The following is a 12,828-nucleotide window of genomic DNA, read 5'->3' as shown; positions in this document are numbered from 1 at the left end:
TCGTACCTTCATCATCTCAAGGGATTCCACCCTGAACTGGATCATGAGAAAATCCAGGAGGTCCTGATGGCAAGGAAAGGTGAATTTCATGCTGAAACAATTGATCAATGGCATTTTGCTATGTATTTGGGGTTTCGCTGTCCCGGCTGGAGCACAGGAGACCAAACCTTCTGCGGCAGCAACGGAGCGAGCGATATTTGCTGGAGGCTGTTTTTGGTGCATGGAAGCGCCCTTTGATAAAATCCCGGGTGTGCTGGAAGTAACGGTTGGGTATACAGGAGGGACGAAAGAAAATCCTACCTATAAGGAAGTCTCGGCAGGCCGGACAGGTCACGCGGAAGCCGTTGAACTGGTGTTTGATCCTAAGCGGGTCAGTTATGAAAAGCTGGTCCATATCTTCTGGCGGCAAATCGATCCCACAACGCCCAATGCTCAGTTCTGTGATCACGGCAGTCAGTATCGGTCAGGAATTTTCTACGTGAACGAGGACCAAAGAAAAGTTGCGGAGGCTTCCAAGGAAGAGCTGCAGAAATCGGGGCGTTTCAAGGGCAGGATCGTGACGGAAATAACCAAGGCGGGGCGCTTTTATGCTGCCGAGGACTATCATCAGCAGTATTACAAAAAAAATCCGCTCCGCTACAAGTATTACCGTTACAGGTGTGGTCGCGATAAAGTTCTGGATTCCCTCTGGGGCTCCAGCCGGGAAAAGTGAGCGCGAACGGCCGGGTGTCGCAATATCCTGGCCGTGCCATCAAACGCGAAACATTTGATACAGTAATCCTCTCCAAAACCTGGATATTTTCCCCAGCTCAAGCATCTTCAGAAGTTCGTCGGCAAGGTTTTGTCGGCAGCTGGAATGTGCTTTGCAGGGCTTAAAGCCGTGTTACCTCAGGATGAGGCAAGGGTTTTTGGGATCAGCCTGGTAAAGGAGTTTGATTATGGTTTACCGTGCGAATGGATTCGTTGGACATAGGGTGTTGACCAAGGATGGAGCGGCCTGTTCCATTCAGGATTTTTGCTTTGACGATCAGACATGGACCTTGCGCTATTTCGTTCTGGAGTCCGACAGTTGGTCCTCCAAGGACCGCGCTCTGGTGAGTCTCGATGCAATATCAAATTTCGATGACAACCTTGGGGATTTTACCGTCAACCTCACAGAAGAGCAGATCAAGGCGAGTCCTGGATTCGGCGCGGAACGGACGGAAACGCAAGGGCAAGGCATGCATCTGCGCCGTCTCAGCGAAGTCAAAGGCAGTGCTCTGCATGCAACGGATGGTGATCTCGGGACGCTCCAGGATTTCCTGTTTCAACTGAATGGTTTGAATCAGGCTCACATCATTTATCTCATCGTTGACAGTCACAGATGGTTGCCAGGAGGCATGGTTCTGATTGATAGGGCCATGGTCGAGGACGTCCGCTGGGACGAAAGGAAAATCCTTGTGAACATGACCAAGGATGAGGTCAAGAGTGCGCCGGCTTATGACAGGAACATGATGCTGACGGAGGAATACATCACGCAGGTTTCGAGCTATTATCGACAGCTCGCTCGTCACAAGATGCTGCAGGGAATGCCACCTCAAGGGAGCCATGTGGGACAACAGCCATTGGCTTGAGTCGAGGCGCCACCAAGGTGACATTGCCGGCTGCGAAGTCAGGAACAGGGGAGGTCGTCGGGCATCCAGATATTGCCTTTGAAGCAGAGGGCTTTGGCCATCAAATCCGCAATATGGTGCATGAAGAATACGTCCTGCATCTTGATTTCCCCAAGGCCTGCGCGGCGGAGGTCCGCCAGCATATCGGCCTGCTTATAAGGACTGTAAGTTTCGATAAACTTGCGGTCGACTTCCATCAGATTCAGCACCATATTGCTGAATGGAATCTTGATGGCTTTGTATTCGGCATCATAATCGCCATCAAAGGGGGCGATCTCCTGATTGAGTTCGTCTTCGTTCAGTTGGAGTTTGGCGAAAAGGGCATTGGTCAGATCCAGAGTCGTGAGTGAAGGGCGATGATAGAGGATGACCTTGCCGGGAAGAATGTCGTGCATGGCGCGCAGTGCAGCCTGCTCGATATTATTCGGCGCTTCATCCCACGCTGCCGTCGGCAGATCCAGCCCGCTCAGGCGAACATAGCTTTCCTTCACCCAGGTTTGAAACAGCACCACGGTGCTGCGGCGGGCCTCATCAGCGGCCAGGGTTTTCAGCTGTTCCTGATAGAAGTTGACCAACCTCATGGTTATCGTGCAGACCGGAGCGTTTTCGCAGTTCTTAGGATTGCCGCCTGTTTTCCAGCTTTTGCCCTCGTCATAATCGAAAATTGTACTCAAATCCAGGCGGCCATTCTCGGTATTCTCAGCTTTTTTGGAATCCCAGGAAAAAATATCGTGAGACATCAAACCGATGACGCCGATGTCGCGCAACTGGGCCGCTTCTGCCTTCCAGCCAATCAGGCATCCAACCAGCAAAACACCCAATTTCCAATTATGAACAGCCATTTTAAACTCCCATCTGCAAGTGAAAGTGAAATTGGTTTTCAATATAGGAATGGTGATTTTGTTTGGCTACCATTTTCAGCTTCTTTTGCAGACAAAGACCTACGTCTGGAATATGAGGTTTCATACCCATCACCTGCCAGTTTTTGCCAGCGGTTTCGAAGCTACCCGTCCTGATGCTTGATCGCCTTCATCCTGTTGCGGTCGCCGACGATCCAAAGCCGGTCATCCGCCTGCAGTTCGAGCAAGGAGTCCGGATTGAGAATGCGCTGGCCTCCCCGCTCGATACCGACTATCAGCCCATGGACCATTTCACGCAGTCCGCACTCCCGTATGGCTTTGCCGATAAAGGGCGAGGTCCTGCTGAGGACCAGGGAATCCAAACCGAACGTACTTTCGGCTGCTGTGTCCAGCAGAGGCGCATCCACCTCAATCAGGGCTCGCGCCAGGGCCAGCTGTTCATCGTTACCAATGAGTGAAATGCGATCAAAAGGCATAAGCGTCGCGGAACGATCGGGAGCCAGAATTTTTCGGCCCCCACGGTCGATCATCGCAATGGTGGCTCCCGTTTTTCCCCTGATGTCGGATTCATCCAATCGATGGCCCACCAGAGGTGAATGCGGGGAAACGATCAATTCAGCCAGCACAGCGTCCCATGGGGCCAGGACGGGTTTGATTGCCGCGGCGCCAGGGCTCGTATCATTGGCGTTCAGGTTGGCCAGAAACCTTTTCTCCACGGATTGATAGAGAGGCTCCGAATAACGACCATAAAGAACTATGGCGGCACCCAGAACGGCCAGCGCAATGCCAAACAGCGTCCGCACGCCTACGAACTGGCCGATCACAATATCGATCAGAACAAGCCCATAGATCACGCGAATGACCACGATCCCGAAATTAAGGCGACGCAATTGCTCCAGCTCCTCCGGAGGGCGATTGTTCAGGTCAAGGGGCATGCCGAGAAAAATCGCTCGAAGAAACGGAGCACACAAACCAAGGGCCAGAATACAGGCCGCGGTGCGAAGCCAGAGCGGATTGCCCAGGATCTCGATAGCCTTGGGCAGCGCGACCTTGCTCATAACAAGCGAGATGGCCGCGACCACCACGGTGTTCAGTAGAATTCGGGGTCCATATTCTTTCAAGAGCCTGGCCAGGCCCACGCTTTCCGATTCCGTCGACATCACCACTTCATAGCGGGCCAGGCGATCATGTAAACGGGCGGGAATCCGCTTTTCTATCCAGGCACTGATGTTTCCCGAATATTTGATCATGTAAGGCGTCGTGAAGGTCGTGACAGCCGATACGGCGATCACGATCGGATAAAGAAAATCACTGGTCACTTTAAGAGAAACCCCGAGGGCGGCGATCAGAAACGAGAACTCACCGATCTGAGCCAGACTGAGGCCGGCCTGCATCGATTGCCGCAGGCTTCGTCCTGATAAAAGCGCGCCAAGACCGGAGCCAAAAAGCTTGCCGACGATCGTTACCACGATGATCAAGAGCACCACCCAGAAATTTTCGATCAGGATTTTGGGATCGATCATCATGCCGACGGACACAAAGAAGACAGCCGCAAAAAGATCGCGCACTGGCAGCATGAGGTGTTCGATGCGCCCTCCTTCCCTGGTTTCCGCCAGGATGGAGCCCATGACAAAGGCGCCCAGAGCCGGCGAAAAACCGACCTGAGTTGCAATGATGACCATGGTCAAACAAAGGCCAATCGAAACAACCAGAAGGGTCTCGTCCGAAAGGTAGGGTTTCACTTTCTTGAGAAGCCCGGGCACGAAATAAATACCGACGACAAACCAAAGCAGCAGAAAGAAACCCAAACGCAGAGTCGAAAAGAGAACTTCGCTGCCCGACACCGGCGCTGGCGAGGCGATAATGGTTAGCAGGACGAGGATAAGAATGGCAGCCAGATCCTCCACAATCAGCACGCCAAAGACCAGGGACACGAAGCCCTTGGCTTTAAGCCCGAGTTCGTCAAAGGCTCGAATGATAATGGTGGTCGATGACATGGAAAGAATACAGCCCAGAAAAAGGCTGTCCATGGTTTTCCAGCCCAGCGCTCGGCCCAGGAGATAACCCACAGAGGTCATCGTGAGAATCTCAAAAAAGGCCGCTATACCCGCACTTTTTCCTACTTTTGCCAGCTTTTTGAAACTGAATTCCAGTCCCAGTCCAAACAGGAGAAAGATGACTCCGATCTCGGCCCAGACGTGAACGCTTTGCGTATCCGCGACATTGGGCATGAAGCTGACATGCGGGCCCACCAGAAACCCGGCAATGAGATAGCCAAGAACAACGGGCTGTTTCAGCCACTTGAAAATGAGCGTGGTGGCGGCTGCTGTGATCAGCACGATCCCGAGATCTTGAATGAGCGCAGGCAAATGAACCATGTTTCAATCCGCGTGGAGGATGAGTGTTAAACCTATGCAACAGTATGGGTTGGGTCAATGTCTGACAGTTGGCTGGCAGGTCCTTCTTCCATTATCGTACAATAAGCTCTGTAATGTGAATGTCGTTGATCGGGCGGCGCATCACGCGATTGATGGAGCTCAGCAGTTCACTTCGCAGCTCATCCCTTCCTTCTGACGTAACCAGAAACGCCTTGGATTTCCTCTGCACCGCAAAGAGAATGATTTCGCGAATCTGAGCCTCTCTTTTTGCAAGTTCCTTTTTCAAGGCTGGGTCGGCCCGATGTTCAATCGCAACACTGAGCTCCATCCTGGTACGATCAGGCCCCAGGAGTGTAATCTGAAAAGGCTTCGGCCGCCAGTACTCAGGATTCGGCGCCGCGGAAGTGGCGCTCGCGTTCTCAGGCAAAGGCGTTGGGGCTGGAGCCGTCTGGACCGCAGATCGCTGCCCATAGCGGACGAGGGACCAGACCCCCGCGGTCAGGATGAAGACCAGCGCAAGTGTAAACGCAAGGAGGACCTTCCTTGAGTTCGACTGAAGTTCTTTATCATTATTTTGCCAATGCGCTGCCGGTTTCTCTTCCATGGTGCCCTCACATGGTTTATTGACGGATGGTTGAGAATACGAGGGGCGAGCAGGAACCGTGCCATCCAAAGTGTCGCTCCATAAGAGTCCTGGGGGCATTCCACCCTGTCGGGAGCTGTCAAAGTTTGACATGAGTATCAATTTTTGACGACAGGGTGGGACAGGCTTTGCCTTTCACGGAAGGGTCTGTCTGCCATGCTGTACCAGGGTGGCAACTTCAGCCAGCAGCGCGGCAGGCATCAAGGGTTTGGAAAGGTAGGATTGAAAACCACTGGCCAGCGCGTTTGATTTATCGTTTTCACTGGCCAGCGCCGTGACGGCTATAGCCAGCAGAGGCGTCCGTCGTTCCTTCCTTTCCTCAGATCGAATGCGTGACATCAGGGAGTAACCATCTTCTTCAGGCATGCTGACATCGCATAAAAATGCATCGAAGGAATCATTTTTGATGAGGTCAAAAGCCTCCCGCGGTGAGGATACGGCGACCACCTCCGCTCCGCCGCGCCTTAGAGCTGTTCCAATCAGCGTTCGGGCATCCCAGTCATCGTCCAGCACCAGCATCCGCATCATGTCCAGCGGCCTGGCCTTGTCCTCCCTGATCTTCGACGGGCCATGGTCCGCATGGCTTTGGGTCGGTTCCGAAATTCGGACCGGCAAGGTCAGGATGAAAGCAGCCCCTTTCCCAGGGCCATCGCTTCTGGCTTCGATCGTTCCTCCATGAAGTTCAGTGAGCTGCCGTGCTATGGAAAGGCCCAGTCCAAGACCACCGCTCAGCCTCGTAAGCGAACCATCCTCCTGGCGAAAGCGATCGAAGATAAAAGGCAGAAACGAGGGATGCATGCCGCGCCCGTTATCCTGCACTTCAATTTCCACTTTTGACCCCAACCGACGGGCGCGGATTTCAACCCGGCCGCCTTCAGGAGTAAATTTCACGGCATTGGAAAGGAGGTTCCAAATGATTTGCTGGATACGATCCGGGTCCAGGCTTACGTGACCAGGCCCCATTTCAAGGTCCTGGTGAATGGTGATGGATTTGGCCCTGGCGGAAACCTCAATGGACGCAACTGCCCCGTGAATGGCATCGACCAGATCAAAGGTCTTGACCTCAAGGCACATCTTTCCAGAAATGATCCTTGAAATATCAAGCAGGTCCTCAACCAGGCGTTGCTGAGCCACGGCATTGCGATGAATGGCTTCGAGGGGCTCTCGTATATCATCGGTGAGATAGGAGACATAGTCTTCCACGAGGAGGGCCGAATATCCGAGTATCGAATTGAGTGGGGTTCTCAGCTCATGCGAAACCGCTGCCAGGAACTCATCCTTCAGTCGATTGGCTTCCTTGGCTTCAAAGTAAAGGCGGGCATTGTCGAGGGCAAGGCCACCCCGTCGCGCCACCTCCTCCATAAGTCGGACGTCAACTTCGTCGTAAAGACGGCCTCTTCCGCTGGCCGAAAGAGTAATGGTACCAAACGTTGCGCCGTGGGCCATCAATGGGACAACGATGACGGATTCCGACGGGCATTCCCGGAGCATCGCCAGGTGCTGCTCGTCCCTGGCCATGGCTCTTAGGGTGTCATCGCCGACCGATCGAATGAGAAGGGATTTCCCGCCTTTCAATACACTTTCGACTGGATGCCCCGCATTGCCCGCAGGCCGGTAAATGGAGCGGATGCGCTGCATCAGATCCTCCTGCCGCGGATCCCTGTGCTTGACCACCTCATGCCGGCTTCCCGCTTTCCGATCGACGACATCGAGAACACACCAATCACCGAGCTCGGGCACCAGGGCATCGGCTAGGTGTTTCATGGTTTTTTGATAGTCGATGGATGCCGCGATTTTCTTGGTGAAGCGATCGAGGAATTTCTGAGTATCCTCGCGACGCTTATGTTCCGTTTCATCTCTCAGGATCTTTGAAAATCCCCGCAGTGTACCATCTTCATGGCGGAGGACGTTGGTAAATCCCTTGGCCCAGAATCGGCTGCCGTCGCTGCGAAGATGCCACCTTAGGTCTTCGGTGCTGCCGGATTTTTTCGCTTTATTGAGTTCCTGCTCGGGAACTCCGGCCTCCCGATCCTCCGGAGTAAAAATCCTGGAAAGGCTCTGACCAATCATGTCCGCCGCCGAAAACCCGGTGATGCGCTCAATGCTGGGATTCCAGTCCGTCACATAGCCTTTATCGTCCGTTGTCACGATCCCATAATCTTTCACCTGCTCCACCATCACGCGGAAACGCTCTTCGCTGGCCTTGAGTTCCTTTTCGATTTTCTCCTTTTCACGGCGCCTTGCGGCCTCTGCCACCTCCCTCTCCACGGCGGGATTCAGTCGGGAAAGGTTGTCCTTCATCAGGTAATCACTGGCGCCTGCCTTCATGCATTTTATGGCGATGTCTTCGCCAATCGTGCCTGAGATCATGATGAAAGGAATGTCCTTTTGGAACGACTTCAAAAGGTCGAGCGCGGCGCGGCCGTTGAACCTTGGCATGGCATAATCGGAGAGCACAATATCCCATGATTCATCGGCAAGCGCCCTTGTCATGGCTTCAGCGGTCCATACCCGTTTGACGTGAGGTTCAAAGCCTCCTCGTTCCAACTGGGCAATAATCAGCTCCGCGTCATCATTTGAATCCTCAACCATCAATATGCGGATTGGTCTTCCCATTTTGGCCTCAGAAGTTTGGGTAGGCATATTCGTTAATTGAGAGCCAATAAAAAAACAGATGCTTCACGGTTTTCGTGAATTCAACAAAATCAACGGGCTTTCGCACATAGCTGTTGGCGCCCAGACTATAGCCCTGCAGAAGGTCGGCATGTTCGGTCGAAGAGGTGAGGATGATGGTCGGGATGAATCGCGTGAATTCACTGGCCCGTACTTGCCTCAGGACTTCAAAACCGTCAACCTTGGGCAGCTTCAGATCAAGGAGAATAAGATCAGGCTGCTCCCTCGTATTTCGGTTCTGATACTGTCCTCTGCAAAAAAGATAATCAAGAGCCTCCGATCCATTCCTGGCAACGATAATCTCGTTATGGAAGACACTGTCACTCAGCGCCTCGATCGCCAGTTCCCGGTCGTCCGGGTTATCCTCGATCAGCAGGATAACCTTTCTATTCTCATTCATGGCTGCCCCTCGCAGGTTGGTGCAGGTAGAGTGAAATGAAAGGTTGCCCCCTGTTCGACTGCCGCGTCTGCCCATAGTCTACCGCCATGGCGATGCACGATTCTTTGGACTGTTGCAAGGCCAATGCCTGTGCCGGGAAATTCATCATTGTCATGCAGCCTTTGAAAAGCTCCAAAAAGCTTTTCGGAAAACGCCATATCAAATCCAGCTCCATCATCCCGGATATAATACTCAGTGTCTCCATGATTGCCATGATGCGTTCCGAGCTCGATGGTGGCGCGTTCATGTTTGGACGTAAACTTCCAGGCATTGCCGATAAGGTTTTCCAAAGCTATGCTAAGAAGTCCGGCATCGCCATAGGCCCAGAGCTTCTCGGGCAGGATCAGGTTCACCGTCCTTGAGGGATCGCCTGATGAAAGCTCCGCAACAATCCTTTTGGCAAGCTCAGCGAGATTCACATTCTCCCGCTTCATTTCCCGTCTTGTGACCCGCGAAAGGTTTAGAATATCATCGATGAGCTGTCCCATTCTCTGACTGGCGGCCCTGACTTTCAAGAGGTAACCCCTGCCGCGCTCATCCATTTGATCGGCATATCGTTCCAGGAGGAGCTGGCTGAAGCCATCGATGCCCCGTAACGGGGATCGCAAATCATGAGAAACGGAGTAGCTGAAGGACTCAAGTTCCTTGTTGGCTGATTTCAGTTCAGCGGTTCTTTCATGAACAAGCCTTTCAAGGTTTTCATTGAGAAGCCGGACCTCCTCTTCCGCCTTGTGTTTGGCAGCCAGCTCATCCTGAGCCCTCTTGAACAGGTTGGCATTGTCAATGGCGATGGCCGCCTGGGCTGCGATGCCAATCACGGCATCTTCCGATCTTTCTGAAAACATGCCAGCCTTGGAATGCCCAAAGAAAAGGGCGCCCATAACATCGCCATGGCGTGAGATGACCGGTACGGCGAGGTAGCTGCGCACCGGAAGATGGCCCTCGGGCATCCCATGATAGGGAGTATTTTTACCGTACCTGGGGTCTTTTGTGACATCATCGAGGCGGATAATGCGGGTGCCCTCAAACGTCGGCGAAAAGATAGCGGTCTTTCGCGGCATGGGAAACTTTGAGAATTTATCTCGCGTCACACCGGAAATTGTATAAAGCATATAACTGTCGTGTTGACCGTCATGGACGTTATAGAAGAAGGCTCCAAATTCAGCACCGGAAAGTTCCGTGGCGACATCGGTGGCGGCCTGCACCAGCTTTTCCAGATCGAGTTCGACGACCAGAGTCCTGCCTATCTGATTCAACCGCTCAACGATTCGCTTTTCGTCGCGCAGGCTCTCCTCGGCTCTTACGATTTCCGTGATGTCCGATGAAATGACGCCAACTCCAATGGGTTCCCGCGGCACAGGGCTGGTGGCTCCGCCTTCGATATAAACCGGGTAATAGGTGACGTTCCAATGACGAATTTCGCCTGGGGATAGGGGCGACTCACCTTTGACATTGAGGTTTCGGATGACCTCGCCGCTTTCCAGAACCTTTTTATAATGGATCGAGAGACCCGGGGCGACTCCAGGATTCACCTCCCAAATGGTCTTTCCCAAGGCTCTTTCCGGGACGGTTCCATGGAGTGAGGCCAGGTAGTCATTGATTTTCCCGTAGCGGAGCTGCCGATCCAAAAAGGCAAATCCCACGGGGGCTGTGCTTATGAGAGAATCAAGCAGAGCCAGGGCTTCCTTTTGCTTCTTGATGGCATCCTTGGCTTTTCCATAGAGGCGCGAATTTTCAACGGCAATGGCAGCCCTTTGGGCCAGCTGCTCCGCCAGCAGGAGATCACGCGAATCATAACGCCGGCCTGATTCAGCGGAAACAAAGGAAATAGCCCCAAGTATCCTGCCGGCCACCTTGAGCGGAAGGCACATATAGGATTTCATGCCGAGGTTTTTTATGATGGCCAGGTGCTCTGGATCTTTGGCGCCGGATTCCAGCAGGGAATCCGGAATATCGGACATGATCTCAGCCTCGCCTGTTCGAATGACATGAAGGGTGCCGTGTTTCAAAGCTGGATCGGGTGGATAGCGCTTTTGGATTTCCCGGGCGAGCTCCACCTTTCGGGGATCGATGTGAGCAGTGGCCAGCTGCCTGACCGTTCCATCCTCATCGGCTATGGACACCGCGCACCAGTCCGCCATGCCCGGAACCACAAGACTGGCGACATGTCGTAGCGTATGTTCATAGTCAAGCGATGATGAAAGGACCGCAGCCGCTTCAACGAGGAATTTCTGAGTATTGCCATAACGCCTGGCACGCGCTTCACTTTCCCGCAAGGCCTCTTCGGCTCTTTTTCGTTCGGTAATATCCTCCTGCACACAGACAAACCAGGTTCGACCTGACATCTCAATGGAATTGATGCGCGCATACGTTACAAACCGTGTTCCATCCTTTTTCTTGTTTAAAAATTCCCCGGCCCAGGCCCCCCTGGTTTTAAGGTGCGAGATCATCCGGTCCACGATTTCCTTATTCTCACTGTCCGAGTAGGAATTTTGCACGGTCACATGTTTGCCGAGAAGCTCGCCGCGTTCGTAACCAAAAATCCTGTCCTCGGCTGGATTTGTGTAAACGATATAGCCTTGATCATCGGCAAGGCTCACGCCTTCAATCATGCTATCGAGGACCTGCGCCTGCATCCTGAGTTCGTCCTCGGCCCGTCGCCTTTCCGTCGTGTCATGAACCAGGGCAACGATGCCTCGGACGGCTCCATTCTGGTCAAAATCAGGCACATAGGTGGCGTTGATCCAGCGCTGGGTGGAGTCGTTATAGGTCATAGGGGCTTCGAAATTGACGGTTTCCCCTTGAAAACTTTTCTCCAGATGGGGCTTAATGTTTTCGTATGCGGAGGACCCAAGTATTTCAGCGATGGATTTTCCTCGGAATTCCTCCTGATGGATGCCAAGCAGTTTTCCAAAAGGAGCGTTGGCGAACTGATATCGATGGTTTTCGTCAATATAGGCGACCAGTGCCGGCAGGGAATTGGTAATCAGGCTGAGCTGAGCTTCGCTGGCTATGAGCGCCTGCTCCGCACGTTTTCTTTCGATGATCTCCGTCTGCAACTGGTCGTTCAGCGTCCTTAATGCATTCTCGGATTCCTTCTGCCGGCTGACATCGATCACGACGCCGATTATCCGGACGGGCAGCCCATCGCTATTTCTGTGGATGTAGCCCCGGCTAATCACCCATCTTATGGTCCCGTCCGGGCGGACAACCCGGTAGTCATTCTCGAGCCTTCCTTCATGAGCCACCGAAGCATCGAATCTGGCCTGCATTCTGTCGCGATCCTCAGGATGAATCATGGCGAGCAAATCTTCACGGCGGCCGCTGAAACTTCCAGGCAAAAGCCCAAGAATTTCTTCCATTTCAGGTGACCATGTGGAGACGTCCTGCGCGATATCGTAGCTCCAGCTCCCCATCCCTCCTGCCTGAAACGCCAGCCTGAGCCTTTCCTCATTTTGCCTTATGGTTCGGGCCGCCTTCTCTTCGGCCTCATGATGAAGGCGCAACTCCTTTTCGCAAAGCTCGCGTTCCCGGGCTTCCTGCTGGGCTGCCTGCAGCTCTCTTTCCGCTTCATAAAGCTGTCTTGTCTGTTCAGCAATGTAATGTCGTTGCTCAAAAAGGCGAACAAAGACGTCAACCTTGGCTCGAACAATCACCGGCTCAAAGGGCTTTTGCAGATAGTCCACGGCTCCGGCGGAGTAGGCCTTAAGCAGTTGATCCTGATCATCATCCGCGCCTGTCAGAAAAATGATCGGCGTTTCCTTTGATGAAGGAATTTGCCTCGCGCGCCTCGCAAACTGAAAACCATCCATAGCAGGCATTTTGATATCACTTAGAATGACGGCAAATTCCTGCTCGGAAAGTCGCTCAAGCGCTTCCTGGCCGGATGTGGCGAGGACCAGATTGTAAGCGGGATTATCGAGGACTGCCGCCAGAGTTATCAGATTTTTATCATGGTCATCCACGAGAAGGATGGGGGGCCTGTCTGCCAACGAAGTTCCTTGCACCAGGCCATGGGACATGGTGCTCTCATGTGAAGAAACCTGTTCCATTGTTCTGCCCTCATCCGACGATATGACCCGGTGACACCTCTATTTCCAGCTTTTATCCAGGTCCTATTTTCTACAGCTATATACTCGGCCCCGGCAAAAAGCATTTATAAGATGGAATTATTGGATTAGGG

General features: G+C 53.1%; 8 protein-coding genes. 2 read left to right on the top strand and 6 right to left on the bottom strand.

The annotated features are described in order from the left end of the window. Positions 1–88: 88 nt before the first annotated feature. On the top strand, positions 89–712 hold the full coding sequence (gene msrA, locus OLTU_RS25365; RefSeq protein WP_141735528.1) for a peptide-methionine (S)-S-oxide reductase MsrA: 624 nt from the start codon (positions 89–91) through the stop codon (positions 710–712). Between the two features lie 226 nt (positions 713–938). Further along, on the top strand, positions 939–1,613 hold the full coding sequence (locus tag OLTU_RS25360; protein ID WP_141735527.1) for a hypothetical protein: 675 nt from the start codon (positions 939–941) through the stop codon (positions 1,611–1,613). A gap of 38 nt (positions 1,614–1,651) precedes the next feature. On the opposite strand, the gene OLTU_RS25355 is transcribed toward OLTU_RS25360, so the two are convergent. From OLTU_RS25355 to OLTU_RS25330, 6 genes are all read right to left on the bottom strand, one after another. Further along, on the bottom strand, positions 1,652–2,494 hold the full coding sequence (locus tag OLTU_RS25355; protein WP_141735526.1) for a hypothetical protein: 843 nt from the start codon (positions 2,492–2,494) through the stop codon (positions 1,652–1,654). A 161-nt stretch (positions 2,495–2,655) separates the two neighbouring features. Further along, positions 2,656–4,890, bottom strand: a complete 2,235-nt coding sequence (locus OLTU_RS25350; protein WP_141735525.1) for a monovalent cation:proton antiporter family protein — start codon at positions 4,888–4,890, stop codon at positions 2,656–2,658. Positions 4,891–4,981: 91 nt separating this feature from the next. Next, positions 4,982–5,494, bottom strand: a complete 513-nt coding sequence (locus OLTU_RS25345) for a flagellar basal body-associated FliL family protein (RefSeq protein WP_176736952.1) — start codon at positions 5,492–5,494, stop codon at positions 4,982–4,984. A gap of 174 nt (positions 5,495–5,668) precedes the next feature. Continuing rightward, positions 5,669–8,125: a response regulator gene (locus tag OLTU_RS25340; RefSeq protein WP_218110258.1), complete on the bottom strand. Its 2,457-nt coding sequence runs from the start codon at positions 8,123–8,125 to the stop codon at positions 5,669–5,671. A 31-nt stretch (positions 8,126–8,156) separates the two neighbouring features. After that, a complete protein-coding gene (locus OLTU_RS25335) occupies positions 8,157–8,606 on the bottom strand; it encodes a response regulator (protein ID WP_141735522.1) in 450 nt (149 codons plus the stop codon). Beyond that, complete coding sequence (locus OLTU_RS25330) at positions 8,603–12,637, bottom strand: PAS domain S-box protein (protein WP_176736950.1); 4,035 nt, start codon at positions 12,635–12,637, stop codon at positions 8,603–8,605. Before OLTU_RS25330 ends, OLTU_RS25335 begins: the two co-directional genes overlap by 4 nt. Positions 12,638–12,828 lie beyond the last annotated feature (191 nt).

The sequence above is a fragment of the Oligoflexus tunisiensis genome, from assembly GCF_001748245.1.
Classification (GTDB): domain Bacteria; phylum Bdellovibrionota_B; class Oligoflexia; order Oligoflexales; family Oligoflexaceae; genus Oligoflexus; species Oligoflexus tunisiensis.
This window is presented reverse-complemented; position numbering and strand designations above follow the sequence as displayed.